This is a genomic window from Demequina phytophila (genome assembly GCF_000971135.1).
In the GTDB taxonomy this organism is placed as follows: domain Bacteria; phylum Actinomycetota; class Actinomycetes; order Actinomycetales; family Demequinaceae; genus Demequina; species Demequina phytophila.
Genome location: NZ_BBLW01000003.1, coordinates 217,917 through 236,491, shown reverse-complemented (window position 1 = coordinate 236,491; position 18,575 = coordinate 217,917). Strand labels below are relative to the sequence as shown.

At 71.9% G+C, this 18,575-nt stretch carries 18 protein-coding genes and 1 tRNA gene; 13 read left to right on the top strand and 6 right to left on the bottom strand.

What is annotated here, in order from left to right; genetic code table 11:
* The first annotated feature begins 46 nt into the window (after positions 1-46).
* Positions 47-2,485: a glycogen/starch/alpha-glucan phosphorylase gene (locus tag AOM01_RS06150; RefSeq protein ID WP_082110038.1), complete on the top strand. Its 2,439-nt coding sequence runs from the start codon at positions 47-49 to the stop codon at positions 2,483-2,485.
* A 207-nt stretch (positions 2,486-2,692) separates the two neighbouring features.
* Here AOM01_RS06150 and AOM01_RS06145 read toward each other — a convergent pair whose 3' ends face one another.
* The 3 genes from AOM01_RS06145 to AOM01_RS06135 all read right to left on the bottom strand — a co-directional run bounded on the left by AOM01_RS06145 (position 2,693) and on the right by AOM01_RS06135 (position 5,314).
* On the bottom strand, positions 2,693-4,246 hold the full coding sequence (locus tag AOM01_RS06145) for a peroxidase family protein (protein ID WP_062290528.1): 1,554 nt from the start codon (positions 4,244-4,246) through the stop codon (positions 2,693-2,695).
* Between the two features lie 134 nt (positions 4,247-4,380).
* Positions 4,381-4,887, bottom strand: coding sequence for a low molecular weight protein-tyrosine-phosphatase (locus tag AOM01_RS06140; protein ID WP_062290525.1), 507 nt, complete (start codon positions 4,885-4,887; stop codon positions 4,381-4,383).
* 52 nt (positions 4,888-4,939) lie between these two features.
* Positions 4,940-5,314, bottom strand: a complete 375-nt coding sequence (locus tag AOM01_RS06135) for an RNA-binding S4 domain-containing protein (protein WP_062290520.1) — start codon at positions 5,312-5,314, stop codon at positions 4,940-4,942.
* Between the two features lie 68 nt (positions 5,315-5,382).
* On the opposite strand from AOM01_RS06135, the gene AOM01_RS06130 reads away from it, so the two are divergent.
* The 6 genes from AOM01_RS06130 to AOM01_RS06105 all read left to right on the top strand — a co-directional run bounded on the left by AOM01_RS06130 (position 5,383) and on the right by AOM01_RS06105 (position 9,803).
* A complete protein-coding gene (locus tag AOM01_RS06130) occupies positions 5,383-6,009 on the top strand; it encodes a hypothetical protein (protein WP_062290518.1) in 627 nt (208 codons plus the stop codon).
* Positions 6,010-6,168: 159 nt separating this feature from the next.
* Complete coding sequence (locus AOM01_RS06125; RefSeq protein WP_062290516.1) at positions 6,169-7,266, top strand: threonine aldolase family protein; 1,098 nt, start codon at positions 6,169-6,171, stop codon at positions 7,264-7,266.
* A complete protein-coding gene (locus AOM01_RS06120; RefSeq protein ID WP_062290513.1) occupies positions 7,266-7,652 on the top strand; it encodes a YchJ family protein in 387 nt (128 codons plus the stop codon). Before AOM01_RS06125 ends, AOM01_RS06120 begins: the two co-directional genes overlap by 1 nt.
* A 135-nt stretch (positions 7,653-7,787) precedes the next feature.
* Positions 7,788-9,014, top strand: coding sequence for an inorganic phosphate transporter (locus AOM01_RS06115; protein WP_082110037.1), 1,227 nt, complete (start codon positions 7,788-7,790; stop codon positions 9,012-9,014).
* Positions 9,011-9,247 carry a hypothetical protein gene (locus tag AOM01_RS06110; RefSeq protein ID WP_062290510.1) on the top strand — a complete coding sequence of 79 codons (237 nt, stop codon included), beginning with the start codon at positions 9,011-9,013 and terminating at the stop codon, positions 9,245-9,247. The genes AOM01_RS06115 and AOM01_RS06110 overlap by 4 nt, the downstream gene beginning before the upstream one ends.
* A gap of 4 nt (positions 9,248-9,251) precedes the next feature.
* Positions 9,252-9,803, top strand: coding sequence for a GNAT family N-acetyltransferase (locus AOM01_RS06105; protein WP_062290506.1), 552 nt, complete (start codon positions 9,252-9,254; stop codon positions 9,801-9,803).
* 12 nt (positions 9,804-9,815) lie between these two features.
* On the opposite strand, the gene AOM01_RS06100 is transcribed toward AOM01_RS06105, so the two are convergent.
* Together AOM01_RS06100 and AOM01_RS06095 are read right to left on the bottom strand one after the other, a co-directional pair.
* The gene (locus AOM01_RS06100; protein ID WP_062290503.1) at positions 9,816-10,547 is read right to left on the bottom strand and encodes a sulfite exporter TauE/SafE family protein; all 732 of its coding nucleotides are present in this window, start codon (positions 10,545-10,547) and stop codon (positions 9,816-9,818) included.
* Between the two features lie 131 nt (positions 10,548-10,678).
* Positions 10,679-12,127: a C40 family peptidase gene (locus tag AOM01_RS06095; protein WP_062290500.1), complete on the bottom strand. Its 1,449-nt coding sequence runs from the start codon at positions 12,125-12,127 to the stop codon at positions 10,679-10,681.
* Between the two features lie 431 nt (positions 12,128-12,558).
* Between AOM01_RS06095 and AOM01_RS06090 the strand changes: the two genes are divergently transcribed.
* Positions 12,559-13,149: a protein-L-isoaspartate O-methyltransferase family protein gene (locus AOM01_RS06090; protein WP_062290497.1), complete on the top strand. Its 591-nt coding sequence runs from the start codon at positions 12,559-12,561 to the stop codon at positions 13,147-13,149.
* Between the two features lie 60 nt (positions 13,150-13,209).
* Here the strand turns inward: AOM01_RS06090 and AOM01_RS06085 are convergent.
* Positions 13,210-13,296, bottom strand: a tRNA-Leu gene (locus AOM01_RS06085).
* Positions 13,297-13,344: 48 nt separating this feature from the next.
* Here AOM01_RS06085 and AOM01_RS06080 point away from each other — a divergent pair.
* The 5 genes from AOM01_RS06080 to AOM01_RS06060 are packed head-to-tail and all read left to right on the top strand — an operon-like array spanning position 13,345 to position 18,574.
* Positions 13,345-14,052: an FHA domain-containing protein gene (locus tag AOM01_RS06080; RefSeq protein ID WP_062290990.1), complete on the top strand. Its 708-nt coding sequence runs from the start codon at positions 13,345-13,347 to the stop codon at positions 14,050-14,052.
* 1 nt (position 14,053) lies between these two features.
* A complete protein-coding gene (locus AOM01_RS06075; RefSeq protein WP_062290496.1) occupies positions 14,054-14,572 on the top strand; it encodes an FHA domain-containing protein FhaB/FipA in 519 nt (172 codons plus the stop codon).
* Complete coding sequence (locus AOM01_RS06070; RefSeq protein WP_062290492.1) at positions 14,572-15,771, top strand: PP2C family protein-serine/threonine phosphatase; 1,200 nt, start codon at positions 14,572-14,574, stop codon at positions 15,769-15,771. The genes AOM01_RS06075 and AOM01_RS06070 overlap by 1 nt, the downstream gene beginning before the upstream one ends.
* The gene (locus tag AOM01_RS06065) at positions 15,771-17,114 is read left to right on the top strand and encodes an FtsW/RodA/SpoVE family cell cycle protein (RefSeq protein WP_062290490.1); all 1,344 of its coding nucleotides are present in this window, start codon (positions 15,771-15,773) and stop codon (positions 17,112-17,114) included. The genes AOM01_RS06070 and AOM01_RS06065 overlap by 1 nt, the downstream gene beginning before the upstream one ends.
* A complete protein-coding gene (locus AOM01_RS06060; protein WP_062290486.1) occupies positions 17,111-18,574 on the top strand; it encodes a peptidoglycan D,D-transpeptidase FtsI family protein in 1,464 nt (487 codons plus the stop codon). Before AOM01_RS06065 ends, AOM01_RS06060 begins: the two co-directional genes overlap by 4 nt.
* Position 18,575 lies beyond the last annotated feature (1 nt).

The window sequence follows — 18,575 nt, the reverse complement described above, 5'->3', positions numbered from 1 at the left end:
ACCGTTAACGCTTACATTGGCGGGTGTGAACGACTTCCCGCCTCCCATGGCCGCCCCCGATCACTCCGTCGAGGCCTTCACGTGGCACTTCCTCCACGAGATCAACTTCGGGCAGGGCGTGGACCTGTACCGCGCCTCGACCAACGACAAGTACCTCGCGCTCGCCCGCACCGTGCGGCACTACCTGGCGGCGCGGTGGCTGGTGAACCTGCGCCAGCAGTTCAACGAGCAGAACAAGTCCGTCGCGTACCTGTCCGCGGAGTTCCTGCTGGGCCCGCAGCTGGAGAACAACCTGCTCGCCGCGGGGCTCGAGGACATCGCGGCGCAGTCGCTGAGCCAGCTCGGGATCGACCTGGACGAGCTGCGCGACCTCGAGGTCGAGCCCGGCCTGGGCAACGGTGGCCTGGGGCGCCTCGCGGCGTGCTTCATCGACTCGCTCGCGACGCTCAACGTCACCTCGGTGGGCTACGGCATCCGCTACGAGTACGGGATCTTCCGCCAGACGTTCGTCGACGGCAAGCAGGTGGAGAAGCCCGACAACTGGCTGGGCCTGGGCTCACCGTGGGAGATCGCGCACCCCGAGAACGCCGTCGAGGTCAGCTTCGGCGGCCACGTCGAGGACGAGGACGGCGACCGCACCTGGGTGCCCGCCTGGTCCGTGCTCGGCGTGCCCTACAACTACATGGTGCCCGGCTACCTCAACGGCCGCGTCAACACGCTGCGCCTGTGGAGCGCGGAGGCGACCAAGGCGTTCGACCTCAAGATCTTCAACGCGGGCGACTACGCGGAGGCGGTCCGCGCGCAGACGTTCGCGGAGAACATCTCCAAGGTGCTCTACCCCGAGGACTCGACGCCGCAGGGCAAGGAGCTGCGCCTGCAGCAGCAGTACTTCTTCGTGGCCTGCTCGCTGCGCGACTTCATCGAGAACGTCCTGCCCGACGACTTCGACCTCACGCGCCTGCCCGAGCGGATCATCTTCCAGCTCAACGACACGCACCCGGTCATCGCGGTGCCGGAGCTCATGCGGCTCCTGGTCGACGAGCGCGGCTGGGACTGGGACGCCGCATGGGCCGTGACGCAGAAGGTGTTCGCGTACACGTGCCACACGCTGCTGCCCGAGGCGCTCGAGGTGTGGTCCGTGGACCTGCTGGGCCGCCTGCTGCCCCGTCACCTCGAGATCATCTACCGGATCAACGAGGAGTTCCTCGAGGAGGTCCGCGAGGCGTACCCGGGGGACGAGCTGCGCGTGCGCCGCATGTCGATCGTGGCGGAGCAGCCCGAGCGGGCGATCCGCATGGCGCACCTCGCGACCGTGGCCGGCTCGAAGGTCAACGGCGTCGCGGAGCTGCACTCGCAGCTGCTTGCGGACAAGGTCCTCCACGACTTCGCCGAGCTGTGGCCGGAGAAGTTCACCAACGTCACCAACGGCGTCACGCCCCGCCGGTTCGTGCGGCTCGCCAACCCGAGCCTGTCGGGTCTCATCACCGAGGCGATCGGCGACGGCTGGGTGACGGACCTCGAGCAGCTCCGCGGCCTCGAGCCGCTCGCGGAGGACCCGGAGTTCCGCCGCCGCTTCCGCGAGGTCAAGGGCCACAACAAGGCCCGGTTCGCGGAGACCCTGTGGGCCCGCGACGGCCTCGAGCTCGCCGGCGACGCCATGGTCGACGCGATGGTCAAGCGCCTCCACGAGTACAAGCGCCAGTCGCTCAAGCTGCTCCACATCGTGTCGCTGTACGAGGGCATCACCTCGGGGCGCGTGCCGCTCGAGTCGGTCACGCCGAGGACCTTCGTGTTCGGCGCGAAGGCGGCGCCCGGCTACGTGCGCGCCAAGGAGACCATCGAGCTCATCAACGCGGTGGGCCGCACCATCAACGAGGACAAGGCGCTCGAGGGCCGCCTCAAGGTGGTGTTCCCGCCCAACTACAACGTCACCCTCGCGGAACGGCTCATCCCCGCCGCGGACCTGTCGGAGCAGATCTCGCTCGCCGGCAAGGAGGCGTCCGGCACGGGCAACATGAAGTTCGCGCTCAACGGCGCCCTCACCATCGGCACGGACGACGGCGCGAACGTCGAGATCCGCCAGCTGGTGGGCGACGACAACTTCTTCCTGTTCGGCATGACCGAGCCGGAGGCGGCCGCGCTCCAGGCGAAGGGGTACGACCCGGGCGCGTACTACGAGGCGGACCCGCAGCTCAAGGCCGCGCTCGACATGATCGTGTCCGGTGCGTTCACGGGCGGCGACCGCGGCGGCGCGGCGGGGTCGATCTTCTCGTCCCTGACGGAGCGCGACCGCTTCATGGCCCTCGCGGACTTCCGCGCCTACATGGACGCGCAGGCGCGCGTCGAGGAGGCCTACGCGGACCCCGAGGCGTGGAGCCGCTCCGCGGTCCTCAACGTGGCCCGCTCCGGCTTCTTCTCCTCGGACCGGTCCATCCGCGACTACCTCGACCGCATCTGGGGCGCGCACCCCGGGCAGGCGGGCTGAACCCGCCCGGCTGAACCCGCGCATCGTCCCTCCGGATCGTCGAGCACCGTACGCCCCGTCCTGCATGCGCGACGGCGCCGGGTCCGGTCCTGCATACGGGTCGCCGCGACCCGTATGCAGGACCGGGCCGGGGATGAGCCTGCATGCGGGTCGCCCTCGACGGCGGAGGGACGATGCGCGGGCCGGGTGCTGCACCCGGCCCGCCTCCTACTCCCCTCCGGGAAGGCCGGCGGCGGCCCCGAACGGGCCCGCGTCGAACGGCACGCCGGCGATGCGGATGATGGATGCGAGCGTCCAGGGGTGCTCGGGGGTGTCGGCGCGGCCGTCGCGGTTGTCGCGCGGCTTGAGGAGCGGGTCGTCGTCGGGCGTCCATGCGGCGTTCACCGTGAGCCACGAGCCGGGGTCGCCCTTGAGGAGCCCCGCGATGGTCGCGGCGACGATGGTCGAGCCGACCGTCCCCAGCCGTCGCCCGCGCGCCGTGGTCTCCGCCTCCGTGAGGATGTAGAGCCACAGCGCGTCGTGGTCCGGGTCGATCGCGACCGGGGCGACCCCCAGCGCCCGCGCCACGTCGCTGCCGGACGGCAGCCCGAACCGCCAGCCGCGCTTGAGGTTGCGCTGCGGCAGGGGCGCGTTGCCGTCGGGGAGCGCGGCGAGCGAGTTCGACACCTTGGTGTCGATCCGGTGGGCGCGCTGCGGGAAGCCCGCCGCCCCGGCGGACGTCTCCATCGGCAGGAACCAGTCCCACTCGATCGCGTTCTCGAGCGGGACGGGGCCGCCGCCGCGGAGGTCGTCGGCGCGGGCGCCGGGGGCGAAGACGGGCAGGTGCCTGTCGATGCCCCGCGCGAGGTTGGTGCGGTACTCGGTGCGGATCATCGAGTGGCCGAACCGGTACGCCGCGACGGAGAACTCGACCGGCATGAACGGCTGCTGCTTCCACGCGTAGAGATCCTTGAAGCCGAGCGTGACGGGCCGGCGTCCCGTCGCGTCGGGCGCCCCGATCTGCAGGGCGCTCGCCCACACCGCGGGCTCGCAGATGCGGCGCAGGTAGTCGTGCCACACGATCCACTGGTACAGCCACCGCAGGGTCCGGCGCGCCTGCTCGAACGCCGCACGCTGGCTCGCGCCGGCGTCGACCGCGCGGTCCACCAGGGCGTTGTGCGCGAGCAGGAACGCGGCCTGCAGCTGGCTGACGATCACGTTCTCGTCGTTGCGCGGGTCGCCGATGATCGCGCGCCCGTGCGGGTTGCGGGGCAGGTCCGCGAAGAACACGGGATCCTTCGCGGTCCCGAGCCCCGGCACGCGGATGGGCCTGCCCTTGGCGTTCACGATCGCGCCCGTGATGAACCGGCCCTGGTGGAACAGGTACGGCTGATCGACGGGCCCGCGTCCGTAGAGGTTGTCGAGGTCCAGGCGCGGGGTGCGGAAGTTCAGCAGCCCGTTCGGGTCGTTGGCACGGACCAGGCTCGACGCCGGATCGAACGTGATGTCGTGATCCACGAACTGCCCGAAGTACGTGTAGCCCGCGGGGAGCGTCCCGTCGAACGAGTCGCGGTCCTTCGCGGCGTTCGCGATCGCTGCGGGACTCCTGCCGGGCCGTTCGACCATGGTGCGAGCGAGCGCGGAGAACCGGACGTCGGCCTCGGCGTCCGTCATCGCGACGGGCGGCCACGGCGGCAGGTCGGGGAACAGCCGCCCGAACGGCCCCTGGTACATCCGCGAGCGCGGGGCGAGCGCCTCGATCGGGTGGTCGCCGTGAGCCATGTCCGCCCCCTCCCTCGCGGCACGCGTGCGGCGCCGCCTCCAGCGGTCCGGACTACACCCGGCGCGGGGGCGTCACCACCGGAGCGCACCGATGGCCGCGTTGCGAGGGACGATGCGCGGCTCGGGTCGGGCGCTCAGCGCGCCGCGAGCACGCGGCGCACCTCGTCGATCACGCCGTCCGCGCCCGCCTCGACCTGCGCGAGCGTGACGCGGAAGTCCTCCATCCCGCCGTACCAGGGGTCGTCGATGTCGAGCCGGTGCTCGTCGGCGAGGCCCGCCGTGGACGGGGCGTCGGGGTCGAAGGCCCGGTACATGCGGACCACCGGGCGGTCCGTGAGATCGCGCAGGCGACGCGCGTGCGCGGCCGTCATGGCGAGCACCAGGTCGGCGCTGCCCAGGTCCGCGGCGGTGACGCGACGGGCGGCCCGGCGCGGCACGATGTACCCCGCATCGTGCAGCACCGCCGCCGCGCGGCGGTCGATCGGGTTGCCGTGCTCCTCCGAGCTCACGCCGGTGGACCACACCTCGACCGAGTCGCCCAGGCCGGCGTCTGCGAGCCGCGCCTTGAGCACCACCTCCGCCATGGGCGAGCGGCAGATGTTGCCCGTGCAGACGGTCATGATCCGGTACGGGGAGCTCATGCGCTCATCATCCCGCCGCGGTGCCGCCGACCGCGACCGTGGTGGCCCGAGGTCAGCGCGACGGGCGTCCGCGCAGCTTGTCGATCTCACGCCGCTCGCGCTTGGTGGGCCGGCCGGCTCCGCGGTCGCGGACGCCGAACGCGGAGGCGAGCTCCTTGGGGGGCGGCGGCGGGCTGTGGTCCAGGTAGGCGGCCTGCGCGACGGGGGCGCCGACGCGTTTCGTGAGCAGCTGCCGCACCTCGACGATGCGCACCCGCTCGCCTCCACGGACCTCGACCGTGCTGCCCACCCCCACCTTCTGCGCGGGCTTGGCCCGCTCGCCGTCGATGCGCACGTGGCCGGCGCGGCACGCGGCGGTCGCCTGCGACCGCGTCTTGTACAGGCGCACCGCCCACACCCACGCGTCCACCCGCACCGACTCGGCCATCCAGCGAGGGTACGCCCGCGCCGTCGCAACCGGCGCATCGTCCCTGGAAGGCGCCTAGGCTGAGGGGCATGGACACCGTGCTCGAGGTCATCGGCTGGGCGGGCACCATCCTGGTGGTGGTGTCGCTCACGCAGTCGCGCGTGATGCGCTTCCGGTGGATGAACCTCATCGGCTCGCTGCTCGCGACGGTCTACAACGGCGTGATCGGGATCTGGCCGTTCTTCGCGATGAACCTCGCGATCAGCCTGATCAACACGTACTGGATCATCCGGCTCAACCGCGAGCGCCACGATCCGGGCGTGTACAAGGTCATCCCGATGGACCCGGAGGACCCGTTCCTCCAGCACGTCCTCGCGGTGCACGCGAAGGACATCGCGGCCCACCAGCCCGATTTCACGGCGCGGGCCCTGGGGGCGGCGCGGCGCGCGACGTTCCTGGTGACCCGCGGCGACGAGGCCGTGGGCGTGGTCGCCGTGCGCGACGAGGGCGGCGGCACCGGGCTGGTCGAGCTCGACTGGGTGAAGCCTCGCTTCCGCGACTTCACGCCGGGGGAGTTCGTGTACCGCGACTCGGGCGTGCTCACCGCAGCCGGCTTCCGGCGCGTGGAGATCGACACCCACGAGGCGCTCGACCGCGAGTACATCCGCAAGGTGGGCTTCCGCACGCAGGGGAAGCGCTGGGTGCGGGACCTCTGACCGCCTCCGCCCCGTGCGCCTATCCACACAGTTTCGTCGCTGATCCACCAGAACCGCCGGATTGCGGCCTCAGATGATCGCAACGGGACGATGCGACGGTCGCCCGTGTGGATAGGCGTCCGGCCGCAGGACGCGACCCCGTCGTGACAGACTTCAGAGGTGAACCGCACCGTCCATTTCGCGTCCGACAACTACGCCTCCGTCCACCCCGAGATCATGGCGGCCCTGGCCGAGGCCAACGCCGGCCATGACGTGGCCTACGGCGCCGACGCCGCCACCGCGGCCTTCGACGCGGCCATCGCCTCCACCTTCGGCGATCACGCGCTCGGCTTCCCGGTGTTCAACGGCACCGGCGCGAACATCGTGTCCCTCATGGCGCTCAGCCCCCGCTGGGGCGGGATCGTCGCGTCGGAGCACGCCCACATCAACGTCGACGAGAACGGCGCCCCCGAGCGTGTCGGCGGGCTCAAGATCCTGCCGCTGCCCTCGACGGACGGCCGCATCTCCGCGGACCAGCTCGCGCGCTACGCCGGCGACCTGGGCGACGAGCACCGCGCCCAGCCCGTGGTGCTCTCCGTCACCCAGTCCACGGAGCTCGGCACGGTCTACTCGCTCGAGCAGATGGCGGAGCTCACCTACGCCGCTCACGAGCTCGGCATGCGCGTCCACCTCGACGGCGCGCGCATCGCGAACGCCGCCGCCGCGCTGGGCGTGAGCCTGCGCGAGGCCACCGCGGGCGCGGACGTGCTGTCCTTCGGCGGCACCAAGAACGGCGCCATGCTCGGCGAGGCCGTCGTGGTGCTCGCGGAGGACCTGCGCGACTCCCTCGCGCACGACCTGCCGTACCTGCGCAAGCAGACCATGCAGCTCGGCTCGAAGATGCGCTACGTCTCCACGCAGCTCACCACCCTGCTCGCCGCCACGGACCTCGCGGGCGACGCGCTGTGGCTGCGCAACGCGCGCCACGCCAACGCGATGGCGACCCGCCTGCGGGCCGCGCTCGCGCCGCTCGAGGCCGCGGGCGCGCTGCGCTTCACGCAGGACACCGAGTCCAACGCGGTGTTCGTCGAGCTGCCGCAGGCCTCGGCCGACGCCGTGCGCGCCGACTTCCGCTTCTACGACTGGCAGCCCGGCGCCACGCCCGGCACCGTCGAGGCGCGCTGGATGTGCGCGTGGGACACCACCGCCGAGGACGTCGACGGCTTCACCGCGGCGGTCAGCCGCGCGCTCGAGGGCGTGCCGGCGGGGTCCCGCTGATGGCCGCCGCCTGCCCGTGCGGCTCGGGCGCGCCGTACGCCGAGTGCTGCCGCCCGTACCTGCGCGGGGAGGCGGACGCCCCCACCGCGGAGGCGCTCATGCGCTCGCGCTACACGGCCTACGTGCGCCGCGACGCGGACTACCTCACACGGACGTGGCACCCGTCGACCCGACCGCTCGACCTCGCCGCCGGGCTCGAGGACGTCGAGTGGCGCGGCCTGGAGGTTCTCGCCACCACGGGCGGCCTCGCGGGGGACGATGCCGGGACCGTCACCTTCGTCGCGCACCACGCGGCGGGCGTGCTCGCGATGGACGCGCTGCGCGAGACCAGCCGTTTCATCCGTCTGGACGGACGCTGGACGTATCTTGAGGGAGATCTCGGTTAACTCTCGGTGAACAACAACTTACCTGGTAGTGAACCGAACGAACGCGGCACGGGGTGCCGCGACAAGCCTCACAGGGTGCCCCCAGGGGCACCCTGTGACGATGTGCCCACACACCACCCCTGAGAAACCGTCACAATGGAGCCCGTGACCGAGTCCCTTCTCCTCGTCGTGGTCGTCGCGACCGCCCTCGCGTTCGACTTCACCAACGGCTTTCACGACACCGGAAACGCGATGGCGACGTCCATCGCGACCCGTGCGCTCAAGCCCAAGCAGGCCGTCCTCCTGTCCGCCTCGCTCAACCTCGTGGGCGCGTTCCTGTCGCTCACGGTGGCGGCGACCATCGCGACCGGGATCGTCGACGCCGACGTGGTGACGCTCGGCGTGGTCCTCGCCGGACTCGCGGGCGGCATCATCTGGAACCTCGTGACATGGCTGCTCGGTCTGCCATCGAGCTCCTCCCATGCGCTGATCGGCGGTGTCGTGGGCGCGGTGCTCGCCGCCGCGGGCAGCCAGGGCGTGCTGTGGGACGGCCTCATCTCGAAGGTCCTCATCCCCGCCCTGATCGCCCCGATCGTCGCGATCGCGGTCGCCTCGGTGGGCACGCGACTGGTGACCCGCTTCACGCAGGATGTCGAGCAGGACGACAACGACCGCCTGTTCCGCTGGGGTCAGATCGGTTCCGCCTCGCTGGTCTCGCTCGCGCACGGCACCAACGACGCCCAGAAGTCGATGGGCATCATCCTGCTCGCGCTGATCGCCGCGGGCGCCGTCCCCGAGGACTCGGGCGTCCCGTTCTGGGTGATCCTGTCGTGCGCCCTCGCGATGGCGCTCGGCACGTACCTGGGCGGCTGGCGCGTGATCCGCACGCTCGGCAAGGGCCTGGTCGAGCTGGAGTCCCGCCAGGGCATGGCCGCGGAGACGTCCTCCGCCGCCGTCATCCTGCTGTCGAGCCACTTCGGCTACTCGCTGTCGACCACCCACGTCGCGACCGGGTCGATCCTCGGCTCGGGCGTGGGCATGAAGGGCGCCTCGGTGCGCTGGTCCGTCGCGGGCCGCATGTTCCTCGCGTGGCTCATCACGGTCCCGTGCGCGGGCCTGGTGGGCGCCGCGGCGTACGGCCTGGGCGCCGTGGTCGGCGGGGGCGTCGGGTCGTTCGTGGTGTTCGGCGCGCTCATCGCGGTGTCCGGCGCCATCTGGTACCTGTCCAAGCGGGAGCCGGTGGGGCACCACAACGTCAACGACGAGTGGAAGCCGAAGGCCGACAACGAGTCGATCCTCGCGGAGTCCGTGGTCGACCACAACATGAAGCTCATGCGCGTGTCCAAGAAGGGCAAGCGCCGCAAGGTGGAGGGCATGCGATGAGCCAGTACATCGAATGGGACGCGCTGGGCAACATCGTCCTGTGGGGCCTGATCGTGGGCGCCGGCCTGCCGACGCTGTTCGCGCTGGGCGTCCGCGCCGTCGAGGGCCCGGGCGCCCGCGACGAGGAGGGGCACATCCCCACCTTCCGCAAGATCCTGGGCGGACTGTGCTTCGGGATCGCGGCGCTCGCCGTGGTGGGCGCGATCGCGTACATCGCCGCCGGCGGGCACTGAGCCCTTGGGCGCGGTCCTGACCGCCCGCGAGGCCACCGCCGCGGACGTGCCCGCGCTGGTCGCCGTCGCCGCCGAGACCTTCCCGCTGGCCTGCCCGCCTGATACCGACCCGGAGGCCATCCGCATCCATGTGCGCGACCGGCTGGGCGTGCCCGCGTTCGCGGGCTGGGTCGCGGACCCCGCGGCCACCGCGGTGGTCGCGGAGGACGATGCCGGGGTCCAGGGCTACGCACTGATCCTCACGGGACGATGCGACGACGCCGGGGCCTCCGAGACGCTGGCGGGGGTCGGGGTGGACACCGCGCGCGTCCACGAGCTGTCGAAGATCTACGTGCGCGCCGCCGCCCAGGGAGGCGGCGGGGCCCGCACGCTGCTCGAGGCCGCCCTGGCCCGCGCATCGTCCACCCACGGCGACCTGCCCACGTGGCTGGGCACGAATGTCGCGAACGCGCGGGCGCAGGCCTTCTACGCGAAGGCCGGGTTCGAGGTGGTCGGGCAGCGCACCTACCTGGTGGGTGGGCAGGAGCACTTCGACGTGGTGATGCTGCGACGGTGACGCCGGCGCGCCTCAGATCACCAGGTAGAGGGCCCCGATGACGGTGAGGACGATGACCACACGGTCGAACAGCGCCTGATCGATCCGTTCGGCGAGCATCCTGCCGCAGACCGCGCCCACGAGCACTGCGGGGACGAGCACCAGGTCCAGCAGCACCCCCGCCGACGTGAGCAGGCCGAGCGAGATCGAGAACGGCAGCTTCACGATGTTCACGATCGCGAAGAACCACGCAGCGGTGCCCAGGAAGGTCTTGACCGGCAGCCGAGCCGCGAGGAAGTACATCGACATGACGGGACCGCCGGCGTTCGCGACCATCGTGGTGAAGCCGCCCAGCGTGCCGTAGAGGATCCGCCCTCCGTGAGGCGTGCTCTGCGCGCCGGCTCGGCGCCTCCACAGCGTGAACGCGATGAGCAGCAGAAGGATCACGCCGATCACGCGGCGGACCGCGCCATCGTTCGCGAGCGCCAGGAATCCCGCACCCGCCACGACGCCGGCGATCACCGCGGGCGCCAGGCGGACCAGCGCGTGCCAGTCGGCGTGGCGGCGGTACGCCCACAGCGCGAACATGTCGCCAACGATGAGCAGCACCAGCAGGGTGCCCGTCGACTGACGCGCGGGCAGCACCGCCGCGAACGCGGCGATCGCCAGGGTGGACGCGCCCGGCAGCGCGGTCTTGGAGATGCCGACCACCGCCGCCGCGACGGCGAGCAGCACCCATGCCGCTGCGGAGAGCTCGGGAAGCACCTACTCGCCCCTCACGTGGGCCGGCGATTGGGCACGCGCGCGGAATCGGCCTTCGCCGGTCGGATGCATCGCCCCTCCTCGTACTCACCGATCGCAAGGTACAGCACCGGCGGGCAGCGCGGCCCGCACGCTCAGGAGAAGACGCGCACCACCTCGGGGACGATGTCCGTGTAGCGGTCCAGCGCGTGGATCGACCGGGCCTGGGTGGTGTTGCTGGTGGTCGACATGTCGACCATGCGGCCGCCGCCCAGATAGATGCCCATGTGGATGATCCCGGACGCGGTGCCGCCGTTCGACGTGAAGAAGATGAGGTCGCCACGCTTGGCCCGCGACAGCGGCACATGCTCGTAGTTCGCACCGTAGAGCGCACGCGTGGTGCGGAAGCCCGGATCGGTGTGCCGCACCACGTCCGTGCCGCCGGTGGGCATGCCCGCCGCGTACATCGCCTGCATGACGAGCCCCGAGCAGTCGGCGCCCTCGCGCGGCGTGCCGGAGCCGCCCCACACGTACTCGGATCCCACGTAGGTCATGGCCGTCGAGATCATGATCTCGATGCGCTCGGCGCGGGTGGACGAGCGGTCGGCCACCACCGGGTGCGTGTAGCCGCCCAGTTCGGTCCAGGACGCGGCGCTGAGGCCGAGTGCGCGCCAGGTGCGCTCGTTCACCACGCCTGTCGACGGGATGCCGCGGCTCCGCTGGAACCGCCGGACACGGTCCACCGTGGCGGCGTCCATGGTCTCCCAGCGGCTCCCCATTCCGAGCGCGCGCTGCACGGCCTTGACCTTGTTGCCGTTCCGGCCCGGCTCGAGCGAGTAGCCACCGGGCTTCTGGGCGATCGACAGCACCGGTTGGATGTGCCGGGTCCGCGCCCGGTACGCCATGGTGGGACGGACCGTGAGCGCGGGGCTGGTGGCGGCCCGCAGCGCGCGCGTCGCCGGTGCGACCACGCGGTACCGGTACGTCGAGCGCCCGGTCGCGTACCAACGGGAGTCATCGCCGTCGAAGGTGAACGCCACGGTGGCGGTGCGCGCGTTCGCCGTGCGGGCTCTCTTGACCGTGGTCCACCGTCCGTCGCGATAGGCCTGCAGGTGGACCACGCGGCCGTATGCGGGGGTGACGGTCGCGCGGCGGCTCCAGGTCGTACCGGCCTTGATCTCCTTGGTGGTGCCCGTGACCGCCCAGCGTGAGGTGCTCGAGTCCACCTTGCCGAAGCGCGCCGCGGCCGTGACCCCGCCGAGCGCGACGGTCACCCGTCCGCTGCTGCCCACGGTGCGGTCGAACGGCACCGCCCACGCGTGTCCGGCGGCGGTCACGCGCGTGACGGTGGCGGCGCGGCGCTCGGTCACCGTGCGGCCGGTATCGAGGGTGTAGGTGACCGCCGCCATGAACGGGTCCCCGCCGAGAGAGTCGGGGTCACCGGTCGCGGTGAAGGTCGCCTCGCCCGTGAGGTGGAGCGCGTTGGCGGAGGCCCCGGCCGTCGTCGCGGCGACCCTGCCACCGCTCACCACCACCGGGTCTGGGTCCGGTGCCGCGGGGTCCGTGCCGTCCGGCAGCTCGGCGGGGTCCGCGGACGAACCCACGCCCGGCTCCGGTGCAGGGGCACCTTCCTCGGCCAGAGCGGGCGTCGCCGGAACGAGCACGAGTGCGGCGAGGACCGCGACCACCGCGAGGGGGGCGATCGCCGCTCGCGCGGCAGGCCCCGACCGCGTCCTCCGACGGCCGTCGTCCACACTCGCCCCAGCACGCACGACGTTCACCACGTGGCCCCCCAGCCGTCACCCGCGCACGCCCGCCGAACCGGTCGCACGCCCTCACCCGTCCCGCTCCCGGACCTCGGGCCCGACGCGCGCGTCAGGTGCCGCGATCGCTGGGGAGGGGACTCTTGCGCGTCGCAATGTAGCCGAATAACAGCGATTTTGCTGGCGAGCACCCGGCCCGGGTGAGGAGTGAGTCCCGCCTCGCCGCTGAGCCGGACACGCGCGCCTGGCGCCAGCGGTGATGTGCTGGAGGCATGGATCCCGCCGATCGGGTCGCCGCCGCCTTCGCCGCCCAGCCGCGCCGTCGGTTCCTACCCCCGGACGTGCGAGGGTCGGCCGCATGGGACGCGCCGCTGGCGATCGGCTACGGCCAGACCAACAGCCAGCCTCACACCGTCGGCGACATGCTGGTGCTGCTCGACGTCGCACCGGGGATGCGCGTGCTCGACGTGGGCGCCGGCTCCGGGTGGACCTCGGCGCTGCTGGGCGAGCTGACGGGGCCGGACGGCTGGGTGCTCGCGCTTGAGATCGTTCCGGAGCTCGCCGCGTTCGGCGCCGCGAACGTCGAGGCGGCGGGCGTGCCGTGCGTGCGGCTGGTCCGCGCGGGGCAAGGCGCGCTCGGCGCGCCCGACGAGGCGCCGTTCGACAGGATCCTCGTCTCGGCCATGGCCAGCGAGCTGCCCCTGTCGCTGGTGGCGCAGCTCGCTCCCGGCGGGGTCATGGTCGCGCCCGTCGCCGGGACCATGCTCCGCGTCGTGCGCGGGTTCCCGCCGCGCGACGCCCCCGGCGAGGCTCGGGTGACCGAGCACGGCTCCTACCAGTTCGTCCCGCTCGTCGGAGGGTGAGGCGCGCGCCGCGCGGACAAGGAAGAAGGCCCCCGGGGATACCCCGGGGGCCTTCTCATATGGTGCGCGAGGGGGGAGTTGAACCCCCACGCCCTTTCGGGCACACGGACCTGAACCGTGCGCGTCTGCCTATTCCGCCACTCGCGCGCGCCGGGTAACTCTAGCACGGTTTCAGAGGCCTATACGATGGCGGGCATGGGTGTGCTGGACCGCTTCGAGCGCGGAGTAGAGAACGTGATGCAGAACGCGTTCGCGCGCACCTTCAAGGCGGGGGTCAAGCCGGTCGAGCTGGCCGCCGCCGTGAAGCGCGAGTGCGACGCCCGCGCGGCGGTCGTGGACCGCGGCCGCACGGTCGCCCCTAATGAATACGGGATCGCGCTCGCGCCCGCGGACATGGAGACGGTCGAGCAGTGGGGCGCGGACGCCCTCCGCCACGAGCTGGTCGACTCCGTACGCGCGCACGCCGAGCGCCAGCGCTACTCCTTCGTGGGCGCCGTGGACGTCGCCTTCGACGTCGACGAGACCCTCGCGACCGGCCGCTACGCCGTGGTGTCCCGCACCACCCGCGGCCCCGTTGCCCCGGCCACCGGCACGAACACCAGCTCGCGCTACCCGCTGCTCGACATCGACGGCACGCGCTACTACCTCACGGGCGAGTCGACCACCATCGGCCGCGGCTCGGAGGCGGACATCGTGGTGGATGACACGGGCGTGAGCCGCAAGCACGTCCGCCTCGAGGTGACGGACCACGGCACCATCCTCACGGACCTCGGCTCCACCAACGGCACCATGGTCGAGGACCAGCGGGTGAGCGAGGCGACGCTGCTGGACGGCAACGCCATCACGATCGGCCGCACCACCCTCATGTACTGGGACGCCGTCGACGGGGACGAGGACTACTGACGTGAGCCAGCTGTCGATCACCCTCCTGCGCATGGGCTTCCTGGTCCTGCTGTGGGCGCTCGTGCTGTCCGCCATCGCGGTGCTGCGCGCGGACCTGTACGGCACGCGCGTCACCGCGCGCGGCCGCGGCAGGGAGTCGAAGAAGGACGATGCCCGGGCTGAGAAGGTCGCGTCGCCCAGCCGGGCGGCCACGGGCCTGCGCACCGGGTCGATCTCGACCAAGGACCCCTCGGCCGGTCACCTCGCGGTGACGGCGGGGCCGCTCAAGGGCACCACCATCCCACTCGGCGCCGCGCCGGTGCTGGTGGGGCGCGCGAGCACGTGCACGCTCGTGATCGACGACGACTACTGCTCGGCACGCCACTGCCGCATCTACCCCGAAGGAGACCGCTGGATGGTCGAGGACCTCGGCTCGACGAACGGCACGTACCTCGGCAACCAGAAGGTGACGGACCCCGTGCCGTTCCGCGGCGGCGACGTCATCCGCATCGGCGCGACCGCCCTGGAGCTGCGCGGCTGATGTACCTGGGCATCCACTTCGCCGCGCGGTCCGATGTCGGTCTCGTGCGCTCCAACAACCAGGACTCCGGCTTCGCGGGCCCCCACCTCCTCGCGGTCGCGGACGGCATGGGCGGCGCGGCGGGCGGCGACATCGCCTCCTCCATCGCGATCGCGCGCCTCGCGGCGCTCGAGGGCGAGTCCCACGGGCCCGACGACGCGCTCGACGAGCTCAAGGAGGCGATCTCCGACGCTCACGCGCAAATCGTCGACCGCGCCCGCAACGATCCGGAGCTCTCCGGTCTGGGCACCACGGTCACCGCGCTGCTGCGCTCGGGCTCGACGCTGTCGATGGCGCACATCGGCGACTCGCGCGCCTACCTGCTGCGCGACGGCGAGCTCAACCAGATCACCACGGACCACAGCTTCGTCCAGCACCTGGTCGACACCGGCCGCCTCTCCGTGGCGGACGCCGAGCACCACCCCAAGCGCTCGATGCTGCTGCGCGTGCTCGGTGACATCGACGCGGACGTGCCCGTCGACATCTCCGTGCGCGAGACCCGCGCGGGCGACCGCTGGCTCCTGTGCTCCGACGGCCTGTCCGGCGTGGTGAGCAAGGACACCATGCAGAAGACGCTGCTCGAGGTCGAGGACCCGGGCGACTGCGCCGACGCGCTGGTGGGGCTCGCGCTCGCCGCGGGCGCGCCCGACAACGTCACGTGCGTCATCGGCGACATCGTCGACATCGACGCCTCGCCGGACGGCGTGGGCCCGGCGACCACGTCGCAGATCGTCGGCTCCGCGGCCCGCGACCGGCGCAAGCCGTCCGCGGGCGGCGACTCGCCCGCGGGCAAGGCCGCGCGTCTCGCCGCCCGCGAGGAGCCGGACGACGACGAGGAGCCCTCCCGAGAGGGCTGGCAGCGGCTGCGCCCCTGGATCCTGCCCTTCGTGACCCTGCTGGTGCTGGTCGGAGCGGCGTGGGGCGGCTACTGGTGGTCCCAGCAGCAGTACTACGTGGGCGCGGACGAGGGCTTCGTCACCATCTACCGCGGCATCCCCGCGACCATCGGCACCTGGGAGCTCTCCCACGTGGTGGAGAAGACCGAGATCCTCGTCGATGAGCTCGCCCCCTACCAGCGCGAACGCGTCACCGGAGCGATCCGGGTACCCACCCTCGAGGAGGCCGCCGGGGTCGTGAGCTCGTTGGAGGCGGACGCGTAGTGGCGACCGTCACCGACGTCCAGGTCCGCACCGGCCGCCGCGGCGAGCTCGCGCTCCTGGGGCTCGCCGTCGCGATCGCCGTGCTCGCGCGCGGCCTGGTCGACTATCACGCGGACTTCCTCGAGCTCGACGAGCTCGCCCTCTACGCCGGCGGCTGGACCATCGTCGCGCTCGGGATCCACCTCGCGATCCGCCGCTGGGCGCCGTTCGCGGACCCGGTGCTGGTCCCGGCCGTGCTCGCGCTCAACGGCATCGGCCTCGCCGTGATCCGCCGCATGGACTTCGCCTACGCGGGCCGTGGCCGCGACACGAACTTCGGCGAGATCCAGACCCTCTGGACGCTGCTCGGGATCGGGCTCGCGCTCCTGGTGATCCTGCTGATCCGCGACTACCGGCTGCTGCGCCGCTTCACCTACACCGCCGGGATCCTGGGCCTCGTGGGGCTCCTGCTGCCGCTCGTCCCCGGGCTCGGCTCGCAGATCAACGGCGCGCGCATCTGGATCAGCGTGTTCGGCAAGTCGCTCCAGCCGGGCGAGTTCGCGAAGATCGCGTTCGTCATCTTCTTCGCCGGTTTCCTGGTGTCCAACCGCGACACCCTCGCGCTCGCCGGCCCCAAGATCCTAGGGATGCGCTTCCCGCGCCCCCGCGACATGGGCCCGCTCGCGCTCGTCTGGGCCGCCGCGATGCTCGTCCAGATCTACGAGCGCGACCTCGGCACGTCGCTGCTGCTGTTCGGGATCTTCGTCGCCATGCTCTACGTCGCCACCGAGCGGCTCAGCTGGGTGGTGGTCGGCCTCGGCATGTTCGCCGTCGGCGCGGTCCTCGCGGGCTCGCTGTTCAGCCACGTGGGCTCGCGCTACACCGCGTGGCTCCATGCGCTCGACGCGGACGTCTACAGCTCCGGCGCGTCCGAGCAGCTGGTGCGCGGCCTGTTCGGCATGGCCTCGGGAGGCCTGTTCGGCACCGGGTTGGGCGAGGGACGCCCCGACCTGGTCCCCTACGCGGAGTCGGACTTCATCGTCGCGTCGATCGGCGAGGAGCTGGGCCTCACGGGCCTCATGGCGATCCTCACGCTCTACGTCATCATCGTGCAGCGCGCCATGCGCACCGCGATCGGAGTCCGCCACGGCTTCGGCAAGCTGCTCGCCGCCGGCCTGGGCTTCGCGATCGCGCTGCAGGTGTTCATCGTGGTCGGCGGCGTCACCCGCGTGATCCCCCTCACGGGTCTCACCACGCCGTTCCTCGCGTACGGCGGCTCCTCCATGCTCGCGAACTGGCTGATCGTGGGCCTCCTGCTGCGCATCTCCGACCAGGCCCGCCGCCCGGAGGTGATGACGCCGTGAACGAGCCCGTCCGCCGCCTCTCCGTGATCGTCCTCGCGATGTTCCTCACGCTGATGATCGCGGCGTCCTACATCCAGGTGATCGCCGCGGGCGACCTCAACGCCGACGCCCGGAACGTCCGGACGCTGTACCGCGAGTACGGCACGTTCCGCGGGCCCATCGTGGTCGACGGCGAGTCCGTGGTGTGGTCCAAGCCCGTCGACGACCCGTTCAACTACCAGCGCACCTACGCCGACGGCCCGCTGTACGCCGCCGCGACGGGCTACTACAGCATCGTCTTCGGGCGCACCGCGATCGAGCAGACGGAGAACGACCTTCTCTCCGGCACCGCCGACTCGCTCTTCTGGACCCGGCTCAGCAACCTGGTGTCCGGGGAGACGCAGCGTGGCGCGAGCGTCGAGCTGACGCTCGACGCGGAGGTTCAGCAGGCGGCGGCGGAGGCGCTGGGGGACGATGCCGGGGCGGTGGTCGCGCTCGACCCGTCCACCGGGGAGGTGCTCGCCATGGTGACGAGCCCCACGTACGACCCGGCACTCCTCGCGGGCCACAACACGGCCGAGGTCGACGAGAACTACCGGGACCTGCTCGCGCAGGAGGACGGCCCGCTGGTCAACCGGGCCATCGCGGGCGACACCTACCCGCCGGGCTCGACGTTCAAGCTCATCGTGTCAGCGGCCGCGCTCGAGGCGGGCTACGACGCCGACTCCGAGCTCTACGCGCCGGACGAGCTCGAGCTGCCCCTCACCACCACGACCATCGAGAACTACGGCGGCGAGTCGTGCTCGGCCAACGAGCGTCAGACCCTCGAGGACTCCCTCGCGATGAGCTGCAACACGTCCTTCGCGAACCTGGGCATGCAGCTCGGGTGGGGAGTGGTGGAGCGCAAGGCCGCCGAGTTCGGCTGGGGCGAGCAGCTGTCGATCCCGCTCGCGGTCACGCCCTCGAGGCTCCCCGAGGACCCGGACGAGGCGCAGACGGCCATGGCGTCGATCGGCCAGTACGACGACCGCGCGACGCCGCTGCAGATGGCGATGGTCGCCGCGGGCATCGCGAACGACGGCGTGCTCATGCGCCCGTACCTGGTGGACAACGTCCGCGACGCGGACCTCCGGGTCATCGAGGAGTACGAGCCGGAGGAGATGTCCACGCCCATGACGCGGTCGGACGCGAACGAGCTCACCGACATGATGGTCGCGGTGGTGCAGTCGGGCACGGGCACCGCGGCCCAGATCTCGGGCATCGACGTGGCCGGCAAGACCGGCACCGCGGAGACGGGCACGGGCGACAAGCCGCACACCTGGTTCGTCGGGTTCGCCCCCGCGGACAACCCGGTGGTGGCGGTCGCGGTGCTCGTCGAGAACGGCGGCTCCGCCGAGGGCGAGGTCACCGGCGGGCGCGTCGCGGCGCCCATCGCCCGCACCGTGATGGAGGCCGCGATCGCGGCCCAGGGAGGCAGCTGAC